The 25886-nt window shown below is 32.4% G+C and carries 27 protein-coding genes; 17 read left to right on the top strand and 10 right to left on the bottom strand.

Features of this window, described 5'->3' with window-relative positions; translation table 11 throughout:
* Positions 1-35: 35 nt before the first annotated feature.
* Genes Q0829_RS05785 through Q0829_RS05775 form a run of 3 tightly spaced genes read right to left on the bottom strand, consistent with a single transcriptional unit; the run spans position 36 to position 1350 of the window.
* Positions 36-161, bottom strand: a complete 126-nt coding sequence (locus tag Q0829_RS05785; protein WP_298540968.1) for a hypothetical protein — start codon at positions 159-161, stop codon at positions 36-38.
* A 55-nt stretch (positions 162-216) separates the two neighbouring features.
* Positions 217-702 (bottom strand): acyl-CoA thioesterase, encoded by a 486-nt coding sequence (locus tag Q0829_RS05780; protein WP_298540966.1) that lies wholly within the window; start codon positions 700-702, stop codon positions 217-219.
* A 51-nt stretch (positions 703-753) separates the two neighbouring features.
* Positions 754-1350: a TetR/AcrR family transcriptional regulator gene (locus Q0829_RS05775; protein WP_298540964.1), complete on the bottom strand. Its 597-nt coding sequence runs from the start codon at positions 1348-1350 to the stop codon at positions 754-756.
* 176 nt (positions 1351-1526) lie between these two features.
* Here Q0829_RS05775 and Q0829_RS05770 point away from each other — a divergent pair, with 176 nt between their 5' ends.
* Positions 1527-3494 carry an endonuclease gene (locus tag Q0829_RS05770; RefSeq protein WP_298540962.1) on the top strand — a complete coding sequence of 656 codons (1968 nt, stop codon included), beginning with the start codon at positions 1527-1529 and terminating at the stop codon, positions 3492-3494.
* 11 nt (positions 3495-3505) lie between these two features.
* Here the strand turns inward: Q0829_RS05770 and Q0829_RS05765 are convergent, their stop codons facing one another.
* The gene (locus tag Q0829_RS05765) at positions 3506-4156 is read right to left on the bottom strand and encodes a hypothetical protein (RefSeq protein WP_298540959.1); all 651 of its coding nucleotides are present in this window, start codon (positions 4154-4156) and stop codon (positions 3506-3508) included.
* 212 nt (positions 4157-4368) lie between these two features.
* Positions 4369-6969 (bottom strand): ATP-dependent chaperone ClpB, encoded by a 2601-nt coding sequence (gene clpB, locus Q0829_RS05760; RefSeq protein WP_298540956.1) that lies wholly within the window; start codon positions 6967-6969, stop codon positions 4369-4371.
* Between the two features lie 392 nt (positions 6970-7361).
* Between clpB and Q0829_RS05755 the strand changes: the two genes are divergently transcribed.
* A complete protein-coding gene (locus Q0829_RS05755) occupies positions 7362-10106 on the top strand; it encodes a carbohydrate-binding protein (protein WP_298540952.1) in 2745 nt (914 codons plus the stop codon).
* A 165-nt stretch (positions 10107-10271) separates the two neighbouring features.
* Positions 10272-10667: a bacillithiol system redox-active protein YtxJ gene (ytxJ, locus tag Q0829_RS05750; protein ID WP_298540950.1), complete on the top strand. Its 396-nt coding sequence runs from the start codon at positions 10272-10274 to the stop codon at positions 10665-10667.
* On the opposite strand, the gene Q0829_RS05745 is transcribed toward ytxJ, so the two are convergent.
* The 5 genes from Q0829_RS05745 to fahA form a co-directional block, all read right to left on the bottom strand.
* Positions 10664-11110, bottom strand: a complete 447-nt coding sequence (locus tag Q0829_RS05745; RefSeq protein ID WP_298540947.1) for a group III truncated hemoglobin — start codon at positions 11108-11110, stop codon at positions 10664-10666. The genes ytxJ and Q0829_RS05745 overlap by 4 nt on opposite strands.
* Positions 11111-11122: 12 nt before the next feature.
* Entirely contained in the window at positions 11123-11407 is a 285-nt protein-coding gene (locus tag Q0829_RS05740) for a hypothetical protein (protein ID WP_298540945.1), read from the bottom strand.
* An 89-nt stretch (positions 11408-11496) separates the two neighbouring features.
* Entirely contained in the window at positions 11497-12096 is a 600-nt protein-coding gene (locus tag Q0829_RS05735) for a Crp/Fnr family transcriptional regulator (RefSeq protein WP_298540942.1), read from the bottom strand.
* 157 nt (positions 12097-12253) lie between these two features.
* The gene (locus Q0829_RS05730; RefSeq protein ID WP_298540939.1) at positions 12254-13441 is read right to left on the bottom strand and encodes a hypothetical protein; all 1188 of its coding nucleotides are present in this window, start codon (positions 13439-13441) and stop codon (positions 12254-12256) included.
* A 103-nt stretch (positions 13442-13544) separates the two neighbouring features.
* Positions 13545-14825, bottom strand: a complete 1281-nt coding sequence (gene fahA / locus Q0829_RS05725) for a fumarylacetoacetase (RefSeq protein WP_298540937.1) — start codon at positions 14823-14825, stop codon at positions 13545-13547.
* Positions 14826-15029: 204 nt separating this feature from the next.
* Here fahA and glyA point away from each other — a divergent pair, with 204 nt between their 5' ends.
* From glyA to Q0829_RS05655, 14 genes are all read left to right on the top strand, one after another.
* Positions 15030-16304, top strand: coding sequence for a serine hydroxymethyltransferase (glyA, locus tag Q0829_RS05720; protein ID WP_298540935.1), 1275 nt, complete (start codon positions 15030-15032; stop codon positions 16302-16304).
* 202 nt (positions 16305-16506) lie between these two features.
* Entirely contained in the window at positions 16507-17244 is a 738-nt protein-coding gene (locus Q0829_RS05715) for a hypothetical protein (RefSeq protein WP_298540932.1), read from the top strand.
* Between the two features lie 215 nt (positions 17245-17459).
* The gene (locus Q0829_RS05710) at positions 17460-18179 is read left to right on the top strand and encodes an SDR family oxidoreductase (RefSeq protein ID WP_298540930.1); all 720 of its coding nucleotides are present in this window, start codon (positions 17460-17462) and stop codon (positions 18177-18179) included.
* Positions 18180-18193: 14 nt separating this feature from the next.
* On the top strand, positions 18194-18448 hold the full coding sequence (locus Q0829_RS05705; protein WP_298540928.1) for a hypothetical protein: 255 nt from the start codon (positions 18194-18196) through the stop codon (positions 18446-18448).
* Between the two features lie 16 nt (positions 18449-18464).
* Positions 18465-19124: a hypothetical protein gene (locus Q0829_RS05700; protein ID WP_298540926.1), complete on the top strand. Its 660-nt coding sequence runs from the start codon at positions 18465-18467 to the stop codon at positions 19122-19124.
* A gap of 45 nt (positions 19125-19169) precedes the next feature.
* A complete protein-coding gene (locus Q0829_RS05695; RefSeq protein WP_298540924.1) occupies positions 19170-19553 on the top strand; it encodes a hypothetical protein in 384 nt (127 codons plus the stop codon).
* A 188-nt stretch (positions 19554-19741) separates the two neighbouring features.
* Positions 19742-20734: a WD40 repeat domain-containing protein gene (locus Q0829_RS05690; RefSeq protein WP_298540921.1), complete on the top strand. Its 993-nt coding sequence runs from the start codon at positions 19742-19744 to the stop codon at positions 20732-20734.
* A 100-nt stretch (positions 20735-20834) separates the two neighbouring features.
* A complete protein-coding gene (locus Q0829_RS05685; protein ID WP_298540919.1) occupies positions 20835-21302 on the top strand; it encodes a hypothetical protein in 468 nt (155 codons plus the stop codon).
* Positions 21303-21498: 196 nt separating this feature from the next.
* Entirely contained in the window at positions 21499-21996 is a 498-nt protein-coding gene (locus Q0829_RS05680) for an MlaD family protein (RefSeq protein ID WP_366892721.1), read from the top strand.
* A 236-nt stretch (positions 21997-22232) separates the two neighbouring features.
* A complete protein-coding gene (locus Q0829_RS05675; RefSeq protein ID WP_298540914.1) occupies positions 22233-22928 on the top strand; it encodes a hypothetical protein in 696 nt (231 codons plus the stop codon).
* Between the two features lie 462 nt (positions 22929-23390).
* Positions 23391-23726: an L-rhamnose/proton symporter RhaT gene (locus Q0829_RS05670; protein WP_298540912.1), complete on the top strand. Its 336-nt coding sequence runs from the start codon at positions 23391-23393 to the stop codon at positions 23724-23726.
* A 158-nt stretch (positions 23727-23884) separates the two neighbouring features.
* The gene (locus Q0829_RS05665) at positions 23885-24382 is read left to right on the top strand and encodes an MlaD family protein (RefSeq protein ID WP_298540911.1); all 498 of its coding nucleotides are present in this window, start codon (positions 23885-23887) and stop codon (positions 24380-24382) included.
* A 41-nt stretch (positions 24383-24423) separates the two neighbouring features.
* On the top strand, positions 24424-24954 hold the full coding sequence (locus Q0829_RS05660) for a hypothetical protein (RefSeq protein WP_298540908.1): 531 nt from the start codon (positions 24424-24426) through the stop codon (positions 24952-24954).
* 189 nt (positions 24955-25143) lie between these two features.
* Positions 25144-25845 (top strand): hypothetical protein, encoded by a 702-nt coding sequence (locus Q0829_RS05655; protein WP_298540905.1) that lies wholly within the window; start codon positions 25144-25146, stop codon positions 25843-25845.
* Positions 25846-25886 lie beyond the last annotated feature (41 nt).

Here is a 25886-nt window from a genome sequence, read left to right as displayed (position 1 = left end):
ATTTTATAGAGGTTTTATATCAGTTTAGAACAATGTTACCCTAGAATTCCTAATTGCCAAGCGACAATAGTCATAGAAAGGATAGCGATGATAAAAAATCCAATAAAAAAATATGAGCTTCTCTTCTTTTGAGAGGAGCCAAGGTCTCCAGAAGACTTCATACTGGTTAGGTTTTGTTGATTGATGTATTTATAAGACTCCGTCGAAAAGTAAATGTTACACCTTTTGCGGTTTTAATTGTGAAATTCTTTCATTAAACGTAGTTGCTTCTACAGGGTTTAATACAGAATTAAACAATTCCAGCAGTTCCGGAGTATGATTCCAACGTTTTTGTTTTAGCAAATTAAAATGTACAAAAGAGCTCCACATAACCGCTTTTAACTCTGTTTTATTATGATTCCACATACGTATTTCTACATGTAGTTCGTTCTCGGTGTATGAAAAAAGTTGAGAGTCAATAATAATATCTTCCATTAATAATGCTGGTCGTAAGTAAGCAATTTGATTAGTGCCAACAACCCAACTTATACCTTGGGTTTGTGCCATTTTAAAAAGATCTAGATTATAATGATCAATGATTTGATCTTCTCTAGCATTGATCATATAATTAATATATTCTGCATTATTGAGATGATTAAAAAGATCACAATGCTGGAATCTGATTTTAGTTTTGCTTTCTAGGATTTTTGGTAATGTTGTCATATGTAGTATGTTTTTATACCAATCGGTATATTTTGATTTAAAAAAAATGTTTTAAAGCTTCAATTCATTTATAATAATGGAGTCTATTTGATCCATTGTTTGTAGAAGGTAACTAGTATCTTCCATGGTATGCGTCATAAAAATTGCACCAACAATCATAGTATATAATCTTTTAGCATATAAAATAGAATCAATTTCATATTGTATTTCTCCTGCTTGTTTTCCGCTATCTAATAGTAGTGCCAGATTATTTTGTATTTTATCGATTGTATATTGTACATACTTAAAAAGAGCAGCATTTTGATGCTTAGCATCTACTCCCATATTTAATACAGGACAACCGCCTAGTTCTTGACTATAATCATAATAATTACGATAAAAGTCAGTAACTAGAAATAACTTTTCTATTGAAGAGTCACTAAGAGTTTGATGATCTGTAATACGTCTTAGCATGTTTTTTACAGTCATTGTAAAAGCCGCAATGGCTAATTCTTCTTTGTTTTTAAAATTTCCATAAATAGCACCCTTTGTCAATCCAGTAGCTTTGGTTATATCACTTAAACTAGTAGCAGCATACCCATTTTTATTGAAAATAGGAGCAACCGTAGTGATTATAAATTCTGCAGTTTGTTCGGCTTTGGTATACATTTATTTAAACTTAATGAATCAAATATAATTAAAATATACCGAATGGTATATTTTGTGAGTCAAACTTTAACACTATTGATTGACTATTTGTGATTTTTGCTAGTTTTAATTTTTAATAATAAGATAACTTCATAAACTACATATTATACCTATCTTGTAACGCTAATTTTATTGTTATGAAAAACATCTATCTCTTAGTTTTTACTATATTATTTTCTCAGGTTTCTCTCGGACAGGTTGTAATTAATGAATTAGATTCTGATACGCCAAGTACAGATACGCAGGAATTTATAGAATTAAAATCTGATACTCCTAATTTTTCTTTGGATGGATTGGTTTTAGTATTATTTAACGGCTCTACTAGTGGGGGTGATTCCAGTTACTTTATACTTGATCTTGATGGTTATACTACAGATATTAATGGTATTTTCTTAATTGGTGGTCCTGAAGTTTCGCCAGTACCAGATTTTTTATTGTTCGAAAATACTATACAGAATGGAGCTGATGCAGCGGCAATTTATTTAGGTAATGATGTTGATTTTCCTGAGGGGACAATAGCGACTACTACTAATTTATTAGATGCTTTAATACATGATACTGATGATGCGGATGATACAGGTCTTATGGCTTTGTTAGGATTAATGGAACAAATCAATGAAGATGAAAATAATAACAAAACTACAGAATCTATTCAACGAAAAGATGATGGCACTTATGAAGTAAAAACTCCAACTCCAGGAGCTCTTAATGATGGGAGTGGTGTTCAGTTTAATGGAATTTTGATTACTACGTCATTAGACCAGTTTGATGAAGGGGATAGTATTGATATTATTTTTACAACAGAGATGAACGTTACGAGCGACCTTATCTTTGATATTACGATTACTAATGAAAGTTTTACGACTTCAGATTATTCCGGTAGTACAACTGTAACTATTCCAGCAGGAATGAATACGGTTACTAATACGATTCAGATCATTGATGATTCAGATGATGAAGGAGATGAGGTGATGAAGATCACTTTTGGATCAATTCCTTCAGGATTCAAACGTCTTAATGATAACAAAGAGCTAAGAATTGTAGACAATGATTTTACTGTGGCTCCCTGGGGAACACCTTTAAACCCAACCTTTGGTAATGTTACTAGTACTGCGCCAGTAGATTATTATAGCTCTTTAGAAGGACTAGCTGATGCTGCTTTGGTACAAGCTATTCAGGATATTGTAGCCGATCCAACTACAGTAAGAACTCATTCTTATGCCGATATTGTTGAAATCTTAAGTAATGCCGATCAAAGTCCTGAAAATAGTAATCAGGTTTGGTTGTTGTATACAGAGCAGAATAGGGCTAAATTGGATTTTGCGGGATTTACGAATACAGGAGAAACTTGGAATAGAGAACATACCTATCCCAGGTCTCTAGGAGAATTTGGAGACTGGAGAGAATTTGATGATATCGCAGATGGTATGTCTGGATTTCTTACCACAAATGCAGATTCATTGCGTCATGCTAATTCAGATGCCCATGGATTGAGGGCGACAGATTCTAATGAGAATAGTTCTAGAGGAAATCAACATTATGGAGAGTATACTGGTCCTACAGGAAATCAAAGTAGTTGGAAAGGTGATGTAGCAAGGGGTATTTTTTTTCTTGTAACTAGGTATGAAGATTTACAAGTCGTTAATGGTTTCCCTGATGATACAGATAATACTATATCCGAACTTGGAGATTTGGCAACACTTTTAGATTGGCATAGAAATGATCCACCAGACGATTTTGAAATGAATCGTAATAATATTATTTATAATTGGCAATTTAATCGTAATCCGTTTATCGATCAACCTGATTTAGCTGAATATATTTGGGGTAATAATGTGGGGCAAACTTGGTCTAATACATTATCTATAAATGAGAATGAAAGACTTGATTTTTCTGTCTACCCAAACCCAGCAAGTGATTATATTACTTTATTAGCAAAAGGAAAACGTGGGGATGTAGAAATTTTTGATGCCTTAGGAAATAGGTTAATCAAGCAACCTTTTAATGATACAACGATAATAGATCTGAATCTATCTGCAGGCTTATATTTGATGCGAATATATCACGACGATATGTCAGTGATGAAAAGAATTATTATAAAGTAAAATACTATCTATTAGTTTCTACCAAGGTTACTATATATTACATCATCTGATACGATTTTTGCAATACTTCTGGGAAGTATACAGGAATCATCAATTATCATGTTTTGGTATTCTAAAAGGACATTATATTTTTCAATAATTCTATTGGCTTGATTACAATCCGTAATCTGGTTTCTTACATAATTGGTTTTTGGATTTTTAGCGCGGTTACTTCTAGTTTCAAAATCTTTAAACTGGCATTTTATAGGTTCGAAATCATGGAAATAGAATCGCTCTTCCAGAGTCAATGTTACATCTACTTTTTGAATTCTTTTTTTTCTGTTTTTTTCATAATCTTGGTATTTTACTTTGTGGGTAGAGAATTCAAAGAATAGCTGATCGTCCCAAATGTAATATTCATCTTTGTAAGACACATATCCTTGAGTATATCGATGGATGATGTGTTTTAGTTCACGACTATTATAATAAAATGTTAGAACACCTTTTTCAAGAGATTCTTCACAAGTATAATCCGAATAATGTTGTCGAAGAGTATTGTTATCTACAAGTTCCCTAATAAGTAAATATTTACTTTTAATATCAGCCAAAATTTCCCTCTTTTCCTGCGCAAGAGAAATCACCGAAGTAAGTATACAAAGAGATAATATTAAAGTTGGTTTCATTAAGCAGCAATTTACTTAAAACTTTATCTCTTGTAAGAATTACTTATCAACTATGTAAGAATAAAGCTGTTGATAACTACGGTAAAACCGTAAAAACGTGATTATTTGAAAGATTATTAAATGTTGATTTTTCCCGTATAACAATAAAAAAGGGTCAGTTTTTAACAAAAAACGACCCTTTTTATTTAAGATTTAATTAACATTTTCGTCGCCTAAAGTACTAGATCCGTCTGGTTTCTGAATACCAAAGTACTATCAAACTCATCCAGTAATATGATGCTCTCTGTTGATACTTTGCCTGCTAGAATTTCTTTAGATAAAGAATTTAACACTTCTTTCTGTATGGTACGCTTTACAGGTCTGGCACCAAATTCTGGTTGGAAACCTTTTTCAGCAAGAAAATTAACAGCTTCATCAGTAGCATCCAGTGTTATGTTTTGTTGTGCTAACATATGAGAAACATGCTTTAACTGAAGCTTTACAATTTCTTTAATATTTACTTTAGTGAGCGGAGTAAACATAATAATATCATCTATTCTGTTTAAAAATTCCGGACGAACTGATTGTTTAAGTAACCCAAGAACTTCAATTTTAGCACTTTCCATTGCTGTATCTACATCTTTTACTGCTTCAAATTTTTCCTGGATTATATGACCTCCCATATTGCTGGTCATAATAATAATGGTGTTTCTAAAATCAGCTGTTCTTCCTTTGTTATCCGTTAATCGACCTTCGTCTAACACCTGTAACAAAATATTAAAAGTATCTGGATGCGCTTTTTCGATTTCATCTAATAAGACAACAGAATATGGCTTTCTTCTTACAGCTTCTGTTAATTGACCTCCTTCTTCATATCCAACATATCCTGGAGGAGCACCTACCAATCTACTTACGGCATGTCGTTCCTGATATTCGCTCATATCTATTCTGGTCATTGCACTCTCATCATTAAAGAGATATTCTGCTAACGCTTTGGCCAGTTCTGTTTTACCAACTCCTGTGGTTCCTAGAAATAGAAAAGATCCAATCGGTTTTTTCTGATCTTGTAATCCTGCGCGACTTCTTCTTACAGCATCACTTACTGCTTGAATTGCCTCTGTCTGTCCTACAACTCTTTTTTGTAGTTCTTTTTCCAGAACCAGTAATTTTTCACGATCACTTTGTAGCATTTTGGTTACTGGAATTCCGGTCCACTTAGCAACAACTTCAGCAATATCATCATTGGTAACTTCTTCTTTAATCAATGAAGACTTACTTTGCTGTAGACTAAGTTGTTCTTGTAATACTTCTAGATTTTCCTGTGCATCTTTGATTTTTCCATATCGCAATTCTGCCACTTTTCCATAATCACCGTTACGTTCAGCACGTTCAGCTTCAAGTTTGTACTCTTCTATATTTGTTTTAGTGTTTTGAATAGCATCTACAACTTCTTTTTCGCTTTGCCATTTAGAGAAAATCTCATTTCGTTCTTCTTTAAAATTTGCAAGATCCGCATTCAGTGATTTCAGTTTAGATTCATCATTTTCACGTTTGATGGCTTCAATTTCGATTTCTAGCTGCATGATCTTACGATCTAAGACATCAAGCTCTTCTGGTTTTGAATTGATTTCCATTCTAAGTTTTGAGGCAGCTTCATCCATTAGATCAATAGCTTTATCTGGTAAGAACCTATTTGTGATATATCTTTGAGATAATTCTACAGCAGCAATAATTGCCTCATCTTTGATTCTAACTTTGTGATGTGTTTCGTACTTTTCTTTTATTCCGCGAAGAATTGAGATAGCACTTTCTGTATCTGGTTCATCTACAACTACCTTCTGGAAGCGTCTTTCTAATGCTTTATCTTTTTCAAAATATTTTTGATATTCATCAAGTGTTGTAGCTCCAATAGCACGTAATTCTCCTCTAGCTAATGCCGGTTTTAGAATATTTGCAGCATCCATAGCGCCTTGACCACCGCCAGCTCCAACTAGTGTATGAATTTCGTCTATAAATAAAACAATGTTTCCATCACTGGAGGTTACTTCTTTTACCACAGCTTTTAGACGTTCTTCAAACTCTCCTTTGAATTTTGCTCCTGCAATCAAAGCGCCCATATCCAAAGAGTAGATTTGTTTGTCTTGTAGGTTATCCGGAATATCTCCAGCAATAATTCGGTGTGCTAGCCCTTCGGCTATGGCTGTTTTCCCAGTTCCTGGTTCTCCAACTAGCATTGGATTATTTTTAGTACGACGCGATAGGATTTGTAAAATCCTACGAATTTCCTCATCACGACCAATAACAGGATCTAGTTTACCATTTTCTGCTAACTCATTAAGGTTCCTAGCATATTTACTTAGTGATTGATACGTTTCCTCTGCACTTTGCGATGTTACTCTTTCGCCTTGGCGTATTTCATTAATTACTTCTTTTAAATGCTTTTCTGTAACACCTTGATCTTTTAGTATCTGACCAATTTTACTTTTAGATTTAAAAATTGCAATGATCAAATGTTCAATAGATACATATTCATCCTCCATTTTTTTTGCAATAATACTGGCTTCATTTAATGATTTTCCAGCTTCACGGGATAATTGTATTTCTCCGCCACTCACTTTAGGAAAACTTTCTAATGTACTATCTAGAACCTGCTGTAATATCTTAATATTTACCGTAAGTTTTTTTAAAATAAAGGGAAGCACATTTTCATCGACATTAAAAATACCTTTGAAAATATGCTCGTTTTCTATTTGTTGATGACCAAAGCCTTGAGCCAGCTGTTGTGCTTGCTGGATGGCTTCTTGTGATTTTATAGTGAAATTATTAAAATTCATAATTCAATTCATTTTGTATTTGTACGTTATAGAACAAATAGTATTCCTATGCTAAGTTAGTGTCAAAATGTCTTTCGACGCCTTGTTTTTGCTGACTTTTTGTCTTTTGATCGAAAAACAGGTTGCTAGATAAGGTAGTGTACTATAAAGATATCCAATTTTGCAAAATTCACACCGGAATACGCTCGCATGTTTTTATAACGACTGATATTGGTTGCCCAAAAAATTACACGAATTGTTACTATTTGATTACAAATTCTTGTCCGTAGTTAACGAATTCTATTTTGTGTATAGGTAAAGATCTATATATGATACCTTCATACTCTTAACCAAACTCAAAGTCCTTTATAAATAGACTTAAATACTCAACTTTCACATTAAAGCCGCTTCACATGATTTTTTTTAAACAAGCTTCGAGATTATTGATAGTTATATCGTTTTGTTTAGGAGGAAATACCTTTGCAAAAGATATTTATGTTGCTAAGAATGGAAATGATAACAATTCGGGTACTATCGATCAACCATATTTAACAATAAATAAGGCTGCCTCTGTTGCTGTCGCTGGGGATGTTGTATACATTCGAGAAGGAACCTATGAAGAAACATTACGCCCTGCAAATTCTGGAACAGCAGGAAATCCTATTACCTTCCAGTCTTATATGGGAGAGAAAGTAATTATTACCGCAATGGAAGCTTTAAATGGGTTTACTTCAGATGGTAATGGAATCTACAAAACAACTACAGGATGGGATTTAGGACAGGACAATTTTGTGATGAACAAAACAACCGTACTGGATCTTGCCAGATGGCCAAATAATACTGATGGAGATCGCTTTACATTAAATTCATTAAGAAATGATGGTGGTAGCCAGGACAATGTACAAATGGATGCCTTCCTAACGGATTCTGATATTCCTAATTGGAATTGGTCAAACGGAGGTTCTATCATGTTTTATGGGGACAGACCAGGTTCAGGATGGACAACCTGGAGAGCTTGGATTAAAAGTCAATCTGCTGGAAGGGTTAATTTTGATGCTATAAAAAATCAAAATTGGATCATAAGTGCACATCCTCCTGGAGATCTTGGAGATTATTTTTTGGAAGGGATTAAAGAAGCCTTGGATTACCAAAACGAGTGGTATTTTGATAAAGATACCAAAACACTTTATGTGAAGTTGCCAAATAATGAAGCTCCAGTGGATGGTCAAATCCAAATGGCAAGAAGAACATTAACCGCAGATTTGTCAAATAGAAATCATATAACTCTAAAAAGAATGGCTCTTTTTGGTGGTTCTGTAGCAATTAAGGGCACGGGAAATACATTACATGAAGTATCGCTGTTTTATGGAAGTATGACTAGAGGTATTAATCCTAACTTTAATTCCGGAGCTAACGCAGTCGATATAGATTGGGGCTCAGTTGATACGGTTATTGAAAAATGTGAAATAGGTTATGGAGATGGAACCGGAGTTTGGGATGCAGGAAAAGGTTCTTTGATCAAGAATAATTATATACACAATTTTGATATTTTGGGTTCTTATGATGCTCCTATAATGGCGAGAGGAGGTCCTAATACAAGAATATTAAATAATAAGATAGAAAGAGGTGGAAGAGATGGTATCCAAATAGTAAGTAAAAACTCTGAAATTGCATGGAATGACGTATCCAGAAGTAATCTGATTGCTGATGATTGTGGATTAATTTATATCATTGGTTCAAATCTTAATATAGAAGTACATCATAACTGGTTCCATGATGCTTATGGACGGGGAAATTTAAAAAAAGCAGCGGGGATTTATTTAGATTCTAGTAGTGAAACAGATCCTAATCCAGAAAAAGTTCGTGTGTACAGAAATGTGGTGTGGAATGTGGAATGGACCAATATTCAAATCAATTGGAATGGAACTGATATTGATGTGTTCAATAATACTTTTGTCAAAAATGATGGAGGTACTATGGGAGCTTGGCACAAAGCAGGTACTTCTTTTACGAATGTGAATGTTTGGAACAATATTACAGATGAAGAAGCTACAGACCAACAAGGAAACCAGGAAAGTGAATCCACTTGGGAGCCGCAGTCTGATAAGCAAAATAATCTGGTGGATAAAACTTCTTTTGAAAACTACGCTACTAATAATTTCAGGTTAAAAGCAAATACTCCTGCCATTGACTTTGGTAGAGAGATTAATAAAGACGGTATAAATTATACTGCTGGTTTTGTAGGAGCAAACCCAGATGTTGGCGCTTATGAATTAGGGGATAATTGGGTTCCTGGAGTGGATTGGAATACCGATGAAGGACCTGCTGGAATATGCTATGAATTACCAGGAGAAACTTGCGAATCCTGTACTACTCCAGGCGTATGGTATGCAGATACTGATAACGATGGGTTAGGAGATCCGTCGAGTACTCAGTCTAGTTGTTCTCAACCTTCAGGATTTGTCGGTAATGCAGATGATTCTTGCCCTACAGACAACCTTAATACATGTACAATTGTACATACAATTCCTGGGATTATCCAAGCAGAAGAATATACAATTCAACAAGGAATTGAACGTGAAACTACAACAGATACAGGAGGTGGACTAAATATAGGATATATAGAATCTGGAGATTATACAGAATACCAAGCGGAGGTGAATACGGCAGGAACTTATGATGTGTCTTTTAGAGTTGCTTCTGGTACTCCTGGAGGTTCAATAACCGTTACTAGTAATGGTAGTACTTTGGGTTCTGCTACTATAGGCAATACAGGTGGTTGGCAAACTTGGGAAACGGTAGCGATAACTGTTGAACTTTTAGAAGGTGCACAGAACATAAGATTCACCTATAATGGAGGAACAGGCTTTTTATATAATATTAATAATTTTGAGTTTTCTAACTCAACTTTATCCATTGGCGATTTTGATATAAATACATTAAAAATACATCCTAATCCGGTAAAGAGTTCCTTTTTTATACAAGGGCTTAAAGAGAATCGTGAGTTTAGTATCATGGATATTACCGGAAGAGTCATAAAACGATTTAATACTTCTGGAAGTCAAAATGAAATACATATTTCTGAACTAACCAATGGACTATATGTATTGATGGATAAAACCACTAACTTTTCTTATAAGTTTGTGAAAAAACTATAATATTTAACGGGAGTTCAATGATAAGAAAGTGAGTAAAAAGTCGTTTTTGTATATTAATATCAAAAACTCGAATAGCTATCTTTGCTATGGTTTGTTAAAAATGAACTATATAAAAATGTAATTATTCTTGTTTTTATCCGACCTTTACGGTTAGAAAATAGATTTATGGGATTATTTGGAAAGATATTTGGATCAGAAAATAAAGAGCCAAAAGAAGAAAAACAAGCCTTGCCTTGGCAGGAACTAAAGTCTTTGGAACAATTAGATACTATTGCTAATGCTTCCAGTACGAAAACACAAGCAATTTTTAAGCATTCTACAAGATGTGGTATTAGTAGCATGGTGATCAGAAATTTTGAAAGCAGTTTTGACCTTTCTGAAGACCAGGTAGATTTATACTATTTAGATTTATTAAATCATCGAGATGTTTCTTCAGAAATATCTGCAAAGTTTCAGGTATATCATGAATCGCCACAATTTATTGTGATTCGCAATGGAGTGGCGGTACATCACGCTTCTCATAGTGCAATTACACCTCAGGTTTTGCATCAATTTGTTTAAAAAATAGTTTTGTTATTCTCGTTGAGAAAAGGACAAATTGTCTTTTCAGATGTTCTGGACTCATACATTTTTACATGAAGGTGTGTAGACATTTTCCTTGCCCTTCTCTTTGCAGTTTCAGCTTTTTCTCCTGTATATAATCCATCAATAGTGGTAAACCATAATCGTAACCAGATACCAAAATGATGTTCGGTTATGCTTCCTTGAAAAGTGGCATCTACTTGTTCATGCACTTTAATTGGGTTTCCCTTATAGTTAGCAACAAATAAGAGATTTGTCTCCCAGAAATCGGTTAATCTATTGAGGTGTTCATCCCAATCTTGGATGATATGATTAAAAATAGGACCAAGTATTTCTTCTTTTCTTATTTTAGCATAAAACTGAGTAACTACATTATAAACGTCTTCTCTGGTTTCAATATCTCTTTGTATACTATGTTTCATCGAAATATTGAATTATGAATAATATCCAAAATTGAGAATAACCAATATCGTATTAATTGTTAGGCTTACAATGAGTAGATTAAATACAAACTTCGGCTTCATTTGAGCAAGTATAGAAGCGTTAAAAGCCATGCAAACGATAACACAAATTGTTAATTCTATAACTTGAGAGGTAGATCTGTCTTGCATTAAAATATACATTGCAGCTACAGATCCTAAACAGCTAGAAAGAATAATCATTAGTGGGATATAAGCCATATACATTTCTCTGAAATCGTTTAATAATTTTGAATACATAACATATTATTTAAAGTTATGTTCAAAGGTATTTCAGAAAGAGGTGTACAGTTTATGATCTGAATCATAAAGACAAGGAAAAGAAAAATTTACCGATAAATTTTTCTGTCTTTGATCAATAATTCTTCTTTTTGTTCTAGTTTTTTAACAGCTCTAATTACAGTTTCTACTCGCAGACCTGTCAAATCTGCCAGCTGTTGTCGAGTTAGTTCTATTTTATAAAGAGTAGTTTCCTTAAGATTGGTATCACTATTTTTTTTGAAATAATCTAAAATTCTAAGAATACGATGTTCTGGTTCTTGGGTAGATATTTCAGAAACCATCATTGCTTTATAGTATAAACGAGAGGCAAGTGTGCTTGTAAACTTATGGTGAATCGAAGGGTTTTCTTCTAATATTTTTAAAAATCTATTCTTAGGTAATTGCCATACTTTTGCATCGGTAATGGCTTCTGCATTGGCTGGGTACTTAAAATCTGCAAAAAGCGGTGGTTCTCCAAAACTTTTTCCAACACCAAAAATACCTTGTATAAATTCTTTTCCTTCATCATTAAAATTATTCATCTTCACCTCACCAACCTGAACCTGATAGTAATAGCGAGCACTATCTCCTTCCTCAAAAAGCAATTCATTACGCTGATACCTTTTTAGAACAGCTCCGGCATCTTCTAAGATGTTTTGATCAATCATGAATTGTTATTTTTTACATAAACTAACTCGTTGTGCTTTTCGAAATAACCTCTCGACTACGCTCGAGGTGACAGAGGAAAAATTAGCCCACCCGTCTGAGACGGACACTCGAATTGACGAATATTGAATAAAAAAATCTCCAAGAGATTAACTATGACTATTTAAACTTATATCTGGTAATAATACTCTTTAATTTATTTTTTAGATCCTGTCCGGAATCATACACCATTTGCTCATTAGTAGGAAACTGAACTGCCTGCAATCCCAAATAGCGAATTAAATCATCATCTAGCGCACGTTTATCACCATTATAGTTTGCATAAATATTTTCAAAAACATAAGTGCTTGAAAGAGGAAAAGCATCCAGTAATTGTTTTGTGTTAAGATCTCTGTATTGTACGTTGCCTACTACTTGCGCCTCTTTAAATTGTATAAATTCGTAATATTCACATCGTACCGTAACCATTTTATCAATTTTAATCTTATTTCCTTCTTCATCACGAACAAATTCATCATTTTCATCTAATAGATATTCCCAACCATCTTTAACTAATTTTTCTTTTTCTAATTGTCGTTCTCTAACTTGTTCTGGAGAGATGTTTATTTCTCTAAAAGATACTTCCATGAGGTAATCATATTTTATCGAACGCTGAGGTTCATTATGATATACTGTCCAAAGATCATTTAATCCGTAGGTACTAAAATTCAATAAATCATCTTCTAACCTCCTAGGTATAATTACGTTGGTGTTATTTTTCATAGCAACCTTAACGAAATCCGTTCCCTTAAAATGTGCTTCTTCTATAAGATCGTTTGTATTCTTATAGTTAGGACTGATTTTTTCCAGGTATACCAAATCATTGTATACATTACGGTAGTCTGTTTTTCTTCTTGCATTTGTAAGCAAAGACTTTGCATTATTATATAAATATGTAGATAATTTTTCTTTAGTATCTAGAATTTTTTGGTCATAATTATCAAAAGAAAAATTAACGTTACGTCCTTGCTCCACGTGATACAGTGGTAAAAGCGGACGGATACGTTCTTGTCTCGTTTTTAATTTGTTATAAGAGTTATAGATTCGCTCCAGATTAGCTGGATTTCCTTCTTTTTCGAGAAAAGCAATTGCATTCATATCACGATCTACCGCTTTTACAAATGCTTCTTCCAGGATTAAAATGTAATCTTGTTTCCCTTTCTTGTTTTTATTAGTTCTTAACTTATTAACAGAAGTATTAATCGCTTGATCATAGTTTCCTGTGTTAAGAGCGGTGAATGTCTTCTTTTTTCCTCCACAAGAGATACTAAGGGTAGTAATTAATAATAAAAGTAGAATTCTTTTCATAATGTGATATGTTTGGGGGACATCTATTCAATTTTAGTGCCAAAAGGTAACAAAAAAACCTCAAAGTAATTTTTTGAGGTTTTCCTGTAGATGATAATCTATTTTATTTTTTAAATACTGGAAGCAGTTTAGTGGATACCTCACCAAAACCTATTCTAACACCATCTTTTTTACAATGGCCTCTTATAATAACAGTATCATTATCTTCTATAAATTTACGACTGCCACCTTCTTTAAGTTGTACCGGTTTTTCTCCTCTCCAGCTTAATTCTAGCATAGAACCATAAGAATCAGGAGTTGGTCCGGAGATCGTTCCACTACCCATCATATCTCCAGAATTTACAGGGCATCCATTTACTGTATGATGCGCTAATTGTTGAGACATATTCCAATACATATGTTTAAAATTACTCTTAGAAACTATAGTCTCTTTTGCTTTTTCAGGTTGTATGGCAACCTCTAGATTTATATCAAAACTTTTATCTCCTTTATATTGAAGATAAGGTAATTGTTCTTTTATAGGTTTCGGCCCCGTTACCCGATAAGGTTCTAAGGCATCAAGTGTAACAATCCAGGGTGATATTGATGAAGCAAAGTTTTTAGCAAGGAAAGGGCCTAAAGGGACATATTCCCATTTCTGGATATCTCGTGCGCTCCAATCATTAAATAATACCAATCCAAAAATATAATCCTCAGCTTCTTCTATCGGAATAGGCTCACCAAGATGATTCGCATCTGTAGTGATAAACGCCATCTCCAATTCGAAGTCTACTAATCGTGACGGTCCAAAAATTGGTTTTTCTGTACCATTAATTAATTTCTGACCTTGCGGTCGATGTACTGGAATTCCTGATGGAATTATAGAACTACTACGACCGTGATATCCTACTGGTATATGTAACCAATTAGGAAGTAAAGCATTTTCAGGGTCTCTAAACATAGTACCCACATTAGTTGCATGTTCTATACTACTATAAAAGTCTGTATAATCACCCACAGTAACGGGTAGTTGCATTTCTATTTCATCTAATGTAAAAAGTACTATTTTACAATGTTCCTTATTATTTTTCAAGGCATCATTTTCTGTATCAAAAATATCCGCAATACGATTACGAACCAACCTCCAAGTCTTTTTTCCATCAGAAATAAAGTCATTAAGAGAATCTTGTAGGAATATATCATCGGTTAGCGGAATTCCATCAAAATAACCAAGTTGATGAAGCGCTCCCAGATCAATAGCTGTATCTCCAATTCGAGTTCCTATAGTAATGACATCATCCCTGGTCAAAAAGACCCCAAAAGGAATATTTTGAATTGGGAAATCAGTATTTGTTGGTGTTTTGATCCACGTTTTTCTATTTGGGTTATTTGCAGTTATGGGCATTGTCGTTTTTTTAATAAGTTGTTGGTACTTCTCATCATCAAATATATAATTTTAGAACGTTTTACATATTTTATTTATGTGAAAGTTAATTAAAAAATGTGATATTTCTAATTGTGAAGAAAATGTTCATATTTATTAATATTCCACCAGCTTATTTTAAGGAATGTTCCTATTTTTGGGCATCTATTTTATAAATAAAAAAAAATGCAACGCGACGAACAGATTTTTGATTTAATTCAGGACGAAAAAGAACGTCAGATTAATGGATTAGAATTGATCGCTTCAGAAAATTTTGTAAGTGAACAAGTAATGGAAGCAGCTGGTTCTGTATTAACAAATAAGTATGCGGAAGGGTATCCAGGAAAACGTTATTATGGAGGCTGCTCTGTAGTAGATGTAGTAGAGCAAATTGCTATAGACCGTGCTAAAGAATTGTTCGGAGCAGAATATGCTAATGTACAACCTCATTCTGGATCACAAGCCAATACTGCGGTATATCATGCCTGTCTTAAACCCGGAGATAAAATACTAGGTTTTGACCTTTCTCATGGAGGGCATCTTACTCATGGATCACCAGTTAATTTTTCTGGTAAATTGTATAACCCTGTTTTTTATGGAGTAGAGAAGGAGACAGGTAGATTAAATTACGATAAAATTCAGGAGATTGCTACAGCAGAAAAACCACAGCTAATTATTGCCGGAGCATCTGCATATTCTAGAGAGATAGATTACAAAAGATTTAGAGAGATTGCAGATAGTGTAGGAGCTATTTTATTAGCTGATATTGCACATCCAGCAGGATTAATTGCCAAAGGTGTTATCGCAGACCCTGTTCCTCATTGTCATGTAGTAACTACCACAACACATAAAACATTAAGAGGACCAAGAGGTGGATTAATCTTAATGGGTAAAGATTTCGAAAATCCTTTTGGTATTACCTTAAAGAGTGGAAAGAAACGTATGATGTCTTCTTTAATGGATAGCGCTGTATTTCCTGGAAATCAAGGAGGTCCATTAGAACATATCATTGCAGCAAAAGCAATTGCTTTTGGTGAGGCATTGACCGATGAGTTTTTACATTATATCATCCAGGTAAAGAAAAATGCTGCTACAATGGCTGAAGCTTTTGTACAAAAAGGGTATGAAGTGATTTCTGCGGGTACGGATAATCATATGATGTTGATCGATTTGCGTAACAAAGGAGTGACTGGTAAACAAGCAGAAGAAGCACTTGGTGTTGCAGAGATTACTGTGAACAAGAACATGGTTCCTTTTGATGATAAATCACCATTTGTAACTTCAGGAATTCGTATTGGAGTTGCAGCAGTTACGACTCGTGGGTTGAAAGAGAATGATATGCTGGATATTGTAGAATTGATCGATAGAGTAATCAACAATGTAGAAAATGAAGAAGAGTTGCATAGTATCGCAAATGATGTAAATGCTATGATGGCAGATAAACCATTGTTTGTGGTCTAAACTGTTGCTAAAATATATTTTTGTTTTTAGAAAGCCTCAATGTATATCTTCTTGTTAGATGGGAAATTTTATACTACTTTTAAAAAGAAAAACAAAATGTAACCATCGCATTAAACGTTTATTATATGTTTAAAAACCGTTACCATTGAATATATAAGAGAAATATGTGTAATAGTACATACCACTGTTGTAACCAATTAAAATGAACGCAGAAATAACATCGAATCTTACGAATTTATTCAATGTCAATATAGAAGTTATTAAGAACACTTCGATTGAAAAAATGTTCAATGAATTAATCAACGAAAACCCAAAAGCATTCAATGTAAATCTTGGAGTTATAACAAATTTGTTTGATAACGATGAGATTAAAAGTTTCAAGAAAGCAAAAAAGAATACTGATTTGATTTCAGCATTTGAAAATGCAAAAAAAATGAAATTTGATGAAAAAGAAATCATCGCTGAACTTAAAACTGATATTTTAAATTCTATTCCTGAATTGAAATCTAAAATTGACTCTGAAAATAAAGGATTTAAGAATCAGATAATATTTTTAGAATACGATTATGAGCCTTACTCATATTTTTGCGGTTTTGGAAAAGGTAATTACCCGATATTAAAAAAACCTGAATATTTTGAATTCAACTTTCGAGAAGAATTATATGTTGGAATCGGAAAAGTAGATTATTCTAAAATATGGAAAGAATTGTCTTTATTAAATAAGATTTTAGAAGATTTAGATATTTACGACCAAGTATGCGAAACTAAACTTTATCAAAGTATATTAAATTGTATAAAATTCAAAACTTATTTATTACTTAATATGGCTTTTGACGAAATCGGAATAAATGCATTTGACGGAATAGAAATTGAAAAACCATTAATGATTTACGGAAATGAACACGATTGTGAATCAATTAATATTTATGCTTTCGAATAAAATAACTGGTTACAACAACGTGTATAATTAATTGCTTTGGCCGTTGCTTATTTGGAAAATTCCTTCGGAATTTTCTCGCGTTTGTTTTTGTTTACTGGTCTCAGATTAGGGTGAAACCCCTGCACTTTAAGTGCAGGGTAGTTTAGTAAATTAGTGGATGAAACACGCAACTAACCATACACAAACACGTTAGTATCAATCAAAAATCAATAAACATGATTTCACTTAAGGATAAAAAAGTAGTAATTGTTGGAGCTTCTTCTGGAATTGGTAAAGCTTTGGCTAAATTATTCATAGAAAAAGAATCAATAGTCTATTTAGTGAGTAGGACAGAGTCCAAATTGAAACAGGTTCAAGAAGAAATTGGCGGAATTACTCATGTTATTCCAATGGATATGCTAAATGAACATTCCGTTAACAAAGCTTTTAGCAAAATTGGAAAGTTTGACTTTCTGTCATTCTCTGCAGTAAGTGATGAAACAAAATTGATGTCACAAATAAAGGATATGGACACAGAAATTGCTCAAAGAGGAATGGAAAAATTTTGGGGGACATTTAATTGTTGTCGAGCTGCCGCTAATTACATTAATAAAGGAGGAAGTATTGTTGTAACATCAAGTATGGCAATTTATAGGCCTTCAAAAAATGGAGCTTCAATAATGAATGCGGCAAGTGCTGCAGTAAACGTTTTTGCTAAATCTTTAGCAAGAGAAATTTCCCCAACAAGAGTTAACATCATAGCTCCAGGAGTTGTAAAAACAGGAGTATGGACTGAGAATGAAAAAACAAATTTCTCAGAATGGGCAAAGAACACTTTACCAGTGGAACACTTAGGAACCGCAGACGAACTTGCTTATACTTACTTCAATGCTTTAACCAATCCTTACATGACCGGAACAACAATTACAGTTGATGGAGGACTAACCTTAATCTAATATGGAAAAGAATATTGATACTTGGTGGTTCAAGTAATATGGGTTTAGCTACAGCGAGACTAGCTATCAAAAAAGGTTATGAAGTAATTATTGCAGGAAGAAATATCGAGAAATTAAAAGAAGCCCAGTCCTTCGTTACAGGAAGTGTCAAAACCTATCAAATAGATTTAATGCAGGATAAAGGAGTAATATTAAAAACTGATGCTAACAAGGTATATGACGTTCATATCAAGCAAAAGCTGGTCACGACACATATATTAAATGTATAGTATTGAACTATTTATTATGAATATTAATGAATTCTGGGAAATTTTTGAGAAAACAAATAAACCCCTTTCCGAGATTGGCTTTGTCTTTAAAGGAAAATCTTGGCAATTCGAAAACAATTCATACAAAATTAGTGTTGAAGCTCCAACAGACAGACTGGGAATTTCAATGCAAGTCCGATTGGTAAAAGTTTGTATAATGCATAAAGGTATAATTCCTTACGAAGAAGATCCTTGGAGTTTAAAAGAAATAGCAGGCTCTACAGCTTTTCATATATCTCCGGATTTATTACCTAAATATAAAAATGCTTTATTCAAAAATCGAATCTGGCAATACAAAAATTTTAATGATAAGAACAAATCTGGTATTTCCTTTAAACCCGTCTATTATGGAGGTAATAAAAAATGGATAATGAAGGATAAATCTTTTAGTAAAAAAGAAAATGAAAAACACTTATTATTATCTTTAAAGTCCAGTTATGGTATAAACTATATAACTGAGGAAAAATGTTATCAAGCTTTGGAAATGGCAGCTTTACAAATTAAAGATAATGTCTTTTACTGGGCAGAAAAAATGACATTAAAAGAATCTATTAAACAATTGGAAAAATATGGTGATGATTGGTGGATAACAGAAAACTGGAAAGAAAAATATAAAACACTATACGACACTATGTAAAAATGCATTTTACATTAAACGTTACCACACTTTCTTGAAAGTTCAATGACAAAGAAAAGAATAGATAATTTACTCAAAAAAGAGTCCGGAATAATTCTCTTAAAAAAGGAATCTGAAAACACATTTTGGGAAACTATCCTGGAAAACATTTTTTCAATAGCAACTGTTTTTTACTTTTTGACTAGAAAAAAGTTTGATTATCTAATTTTAACCGAATATAGGGTATCATTAATTATTCGGAATAAGCTTCTTTTGGAAAGAGTCTTTATCAGAATTGAAAATCTAAATTATAACAGAGTAAAATCTACTCTGGAATTAACTGACCAAAATCAACAATTTTCAATTTCTTTAAGTAAATTAAGGATTAGTTATGAAGAATCGCAATTAATTAGACAAAAACTATCTGAATTTCAGGATGCAAAAAAATAAACTGTTTACAATACTATATATTTGATCATAGCAACTAAGTAACGAATCGAAATGTCTTTTCCTTTTTGCAAAGGCGCTAAATTTTTATAAATTAAACAAGAAATAAAAATGCGCAGATAAATCGATTGGTTCAGGCTGGCTTGCTCTGATTCATATATTAAACGTTGTAAGCAATCAAATAACAAAAAATGAGAATTCTTATCATAATTATTTCAATGATTACAATTTTGGGATGTAAACAATCCTCAAAAGAAGAAAGTCAAAACTTCGAAGAAAAAGAACGATGGTTTTTTTGGTCTGCAGATTGGCACCCCGCAAAGAGTAAGATTGTGGTAGGAGGTTCCAACGACACTTTTTTTAAGTTAATTTCTTCTACGGATTATGGAGAACTAAAATCTTACCCCTATAAAGGAACTATAACCAAAACTAAATGGCATCCTACAAAAAACAAGTTGGCAGTATCCGTACAAGATGGAAAATCAAAATCAATAATTATAAATCTTGACAACGACGAAACTATACAACTTGATACCATAACCAATGACGGGGCAAGAGCCATAGGGTGGAATCATTCTGGAGATTTATTAGCTATTGGCGATTATGAAGGATTCCTGACAATATTTGATGAACAAGGAAATGTGCTGCAAAGAAAGAATACGAATCAGAAAGGAATTATTGGACTGGACTGGCATCCTGATGAAAATTTAATTGTTGCTGTTGGCGAAAAAATCACCTTGTATAATTATAAATTAGATAGTTTAAGGAATATAGATGATGTAGACGATAGAAGTAAAGAAATAGATGTCTTAATGCTTTGTGTTGATTGGCATCCAAATGGAGAGTTCTTTGTTACAGGAGACTATGGAGACTTTCAAAAAAATTATCGACCCTTATTACAATACTGGACATATGATGGAAAAAGAATTAAATCCATTGATAAAAGTGAAGCTGAAATTAGAAATATGAAGTGGTCAAATGATGGAGATTTATTAGCAACTGCCAGTGAGAAGATTAGGCTTTGGAACAAAAATGGTGATTTGGTAGCTGAAAAAACTACTAAAAACCTTCTTCAGGGAATAGATTGGAACGCAGACGCCACAAAATTAATCACTACAGATGATAAGAGAAAAGTCATATTCTGGGACAGAAACCTCAATAGATTGAAAGAATTACAATATTGAGAAGACTGCCTACAACAACGTATATGACGGTCATGCCCAGCAAAATCTGGTCACGCCCCATATACAAGACCGTTGTAATTTACCAAACCATCAAAAATTAATGTTTAACAATAAACATTTTAACTTTTTAGCAATCGGAATTTTAATGATTCTGATTTCTTCTTGTGACAATGTGAATAGAACGAGTTTTAGAATTTATTCAGCTGACAAAAAGCAGTGCGTGACAATAGTTACGAATGGAAGTACGAGATATATTATAAACGGAAAATCTAGTTCAATCCCGAAAACGGGTTTTGTCAAACTTGATGTAAGTGGAATTGATAAACTTGGAGATGGAATTGGTGTTTGTTGGAAAAATGAAAAATACGAATGGCAAATTTCTAATGACAAATCAGTTATTCTTGAAAATAAATTAGATACTACAAAATATAAATTCAAAACAAGTTGGGAAAAAGATAAATGTGGAATTCCGAATACGGAAAAATATCTTAAACTGAATTGCGGAACATTAGATTTGTTAAGAATGGTGTCTTTTCCTGAAAATGAATATTTGATTTTAGAGAACTGAACTGAATAAAAAATGTGTTACAACACCATAAATGTGATCATAGCAGTTTGGTGATAAATAGAATGGTTCTTGTGTATTTAGTAAGGAACAATGCTTGCAGAAAATAAAAGTTAGCAACCAAGTGCGCAAGAAAAGTCAAAAAGTAGGGTAATATTTTGCCCTGCTATGACACATATATTAAACGTTGTAATCAATTATGAAAAATCTGTTTAAAATTTCACTTCTAATACTTCTCTTTACTTCTTGTTCTAAGAAATCACGGACGATAATTGTGAATACACAAAAAGCAGATGGATTTACAACGGAATCTAAACTTGATATAAATGGACTAGAAATAGGACGAGTTATTGAAATGAACTTAACTCCAGATGGAACTGTAAATTTAATTTGTGAAATCGTAAATAGTGAAGTTCAAATCCCTATTGACTCAAAATTCTACCCAAAAGAATTGGGCCTTCTAGGTGGGAAAGCGATTGGAATCGAAATTGGTTCTGAAAATGAATTTATCGACACTGGTATGATAATAAAAATGGTAGCACAGGATTCAGCTAATATTGAGGACATATTTAGTAAAGCAATTAATGAAGTTATGTCTGTATTTAGTGGACAACATAAAACGGAGTCGTTACTCTATGAATTACGGAGATTGAATAAAAATATTGAGGAGTTAAAACTAAAAAGCAAAAATAACTGATTGCTACAAAACTATATATGCGATCATAATAGCAAAGTGATCAAGCTAAAGGTTGTCGTATTTTTGGTAAGACTCAATGTTAGCAGAAAGTAAAAGTTAGCAACCAATGCATAAGAAAAATTGAAAAATACGGTAACGTTTTCCCCCGCTACTACACATATATTAAACTTTGTAGATAAGCTATATGCTTTTTAGGTAATATCTAATAATATATTTGGTACATAAAATTAAACTAAATGAATAAATTAAATTATAGAAAAAGCTTACTTCTATTAAAGCTAATAATTGCATTATTTTTTGTCTCTTGTTCAGTTAACCAAAGTCCCAGAATTTCTTTAGAATTCAATGGGAATATAAAATCATATTTTGAACGTATTTATAAAACAAAAAAAGAATCAGGAAATTGGCAAAAAGGAGAGATTGAAGATTATGGGCATTTTTTCAAAAAATTTGATAAAAATGGAAACTTTACAACTATCCATCAATTAGATAAAGAAAACAAATTATTAAGAAAAATTCTATCAGTACAAGAGAATGGAAAGATCGTAGAAGAAATCACTTATGATAAAGAAGGAAAAAGAGAAGGAGTAATAAAAATTAATCATATTAATAGAAATCAGACCAACTCGGAATCCTTTGATGTAAACGGTAATAAAGTAAATGGAACGATGTTCAGGAAAAATGGAAAAAGAACAAAGTATATTCATATGAGAAATGATGAATTAGAACATGTATCATTATGGAAATATGATAAAAAAGGAAAATTGACTTCTCAAAAAGTGACAAATAAAAAAGGCGAAATTATTCTTAATAATAAATTTGAATACTTAGAATTTGATTTACAAAACAATTGGACAAGAAAATTAATTTACAAAGATGGTGATGATTATCCGCAAAACATTGTGATAAGGGAAATTCAATACTATCAATAAAGATAACAGTTTAAAGGATGAAAGAAACCAATTGGCCTTATTAGTTATGGTAAAAATGATCTGGTATATGTTAGATCCATTTTCAAAAACCCGATTAAATAATCGAGTGAAATTACTAAGAAAGCCTGTCTACAACATTATAAATGAAAACAGAGCAATTTAGTGCTAGATTGAAAGGTTGTTTGTTTTTTGCAGTAGCGCTAAATTTTTATAAATTGAATAAGAAATAAAAATGCGCAGATAAATCGATTGGTTCAGGCTGGCTTGCTCTGATTCATATATTTGGCGTTGTAAGCAAACATAAAAAATCACTCGAATTTGACAAAAAAGATAATATTTGGAATTTTAGCATTTGTAATAGGAATTGTAATTACATTCTATTCCGAATCTTTTTTTCGTGAAATAATCCAAGATATTTTTAAATGGTCAACGTCTGACAAAATTAGATTTGTTGGAAAAAATATGTACATCTTCTCTGACAAGACATATTATGTCACCTTGGGAATGATCCCCTTGATCTTGACACTTGAAAATCTGAATAAAAAACCTGCTGAATTTCTAAAAAACGGAATTATATGCTTATTGATTTTTGGAATTTCTTTAATCGGAATTTCCGCTATCGACGCGAATATAAAAGTTATGGAATGCACAGCTTGTGATGATGGAATTAGAAAAATACATTGGAACGGAATAAATTACGGACTGATTATAGGTACAAGTGCTATTATTTCTATTATTCCAAGCCTGATTAGAATAATAAAACGAATAAAAAAAACCAGCGTACAACACGATATATGATGTCATAGCAGCTTAGTGATCAATCGAGTGGCTATTATTTTTGGTAAGGCGCGATACTTGCAAAAAATAAAAGTTAGCAACCAGTGCGCAAGAAAAGTCAAAAAGTGAGGTAATATTTTGCCCTGCTATGACACATATATTAAACGTTGTAATCAATTATGAAAAATCTGTTTAAAATTTCACTTCTAATACTTCTCTTTACTTCTTGTTCTAAGAAAGCACGGACGATAATTGTGAATACACAAAATGCAGATGGACTTACAACGGAATCTAAACTTGATATAAATGGACTAGAAATCGGACGAGTTATTGAAATGAACTTAACTCTAGATGGAACTGTAAATTTAATTTGTGAAATCGCAAATAGTGAAGTTCAAATCCCTATTGACTCAAAATTCTACCCAAAAGAATTAGGCCTTCTAGATGGGAAAGCGATTGGAATCGAAATTGGTTCTGAAAATGAATTTATCGACACTGGTATGATAATAAAAATAACAGCACAGGATTCAGCTAATATTGAGGACATATTTAGTAAAGCAATTAATGAAGTTATGTCTGTATTTAGTGGACAACATAAAACGGATTCGTTACTCTATGAATTACGGAGATTGAATAAAAATATTGAGGAATTAAAACTAAAAAGCAAAAATAACTGATTGCTACAAAACTATATACCTTACTATACATTTGATTAAATATGAGAGTAACAATTTATATTCTGACTTCTATACTTATTGTGAGTTGTAAAACCACTCAAACTAAATCTGAACTTTCGATAAAAAATACTATAACCGATTACTATGAAAGCGGAGAAATTAAAAGTGTTGGAACAATAGATGACTTTCACAAAGAATTTAATAACTATCGAATTGGATTTTGGAAAGAATTTTACCGAAACGGTAATTTAAAGGCTTCTGGAAATTATAAATTGGACACTTACACTCAATGCTGTACAGGTGGAATTTGTGACGGATTTTATAGTTATAAATATGGAGAGTGGAATTACTATTACCACAACGGAAACTTAAAAGCCAAAGGCAAATACAGAATCGAAAAAAAACATAAAGAAACAAGTTGCGAAGGTGGAGACGAAATAAATTTTGGATTTGTAACGGAGAGTTGGAATTTTTATGACAACAATGGAAAGGAAATCCAACCAACCGAAAAAGATATTACTGAAATTGAAAAAAGTAGTTTTATTGATGAATGGGATATGATAAAAAAATAAAAAACTACCTACAACACTATGCGTTCATAGCAGCTAAGTTATCAATCGATAGGTTATTGTATTTTTGGTAAGGTGCAATACTTGCAAAAAATAAAAGTAAGCAACCAGCGCGCAAGAAAAGTCAAAAAGTGGGGTAATATTTTGCCCTGTTATGACACATATATTAAACGTTAACATCAATTGGTGAAAATGAGTGTTTTTAATAAAATTAAAGATATAATAAATAAACGTAAAGCCTTATACAACTTGTATAGTGATATCCGAAATTTGGATGAAGTAAAATTAGAAAAAAGAATTGAAATTTTTGAAGAAATAGTTACTCCTAGATTTGCTCAAATTGGGCTTAATAATTGGAATGGAAAATATTTATGGTATAGCGACTTTAATGATCAAGGAATTAAACATGTTATTCAGTTTCATAAATTTAAAGGCTTCTCGGGTAAATTTTCCTTTGGGAATTGTTTTGATTTTGTTCCAACAATATCCGGAAAAAAACTTATCAACCATCGAACTGACAAGTCAACCAAGGTCATTTATTTAAAAACACTTGAAAAATCTGTAGGTGATAATAGTAATTTAATAAGCACGTTAAACGAACAAAAATTCAGAGGTAGTTTAGATAAGGTTTTATCTAAGAACATTAACAACTTCGAAAGTTGGTTTTTGAGTAATAGTACAATCCAAGAGAATATTTCTGGCTTAAAGGTTGATATTCAAAATCATCCGGCAATAATAGGAGAAATGATAATCTCATATGAATACATTATAAGTTTTTTATACAGACAGGAAAAAGATTTTGATTCTTGTAATTATTGGATTAACAAACATTTTGAAAAGAACCTGAATAGTGAAATAGAAAAAGAATTAATTTTAAAAAAAATAAAAAACTAATGCTAACAAAGATTTGTATAGTGCATTTGCTCTCTTTAGGA

Source organism: uncultured Aquimarina sp. (genome assembly GCF_947492405.1).
GTDB lineage: Bacteria > Bacteroidota > Bacteroidia > Flavobacteriales > Flavobacteriaceae > Aquimarina.
The sequence above is the reverse complement of the archived record's forward strand: the minus strand, read 5'-3'. Positions and strand labels throughout refer to the sequence as shown.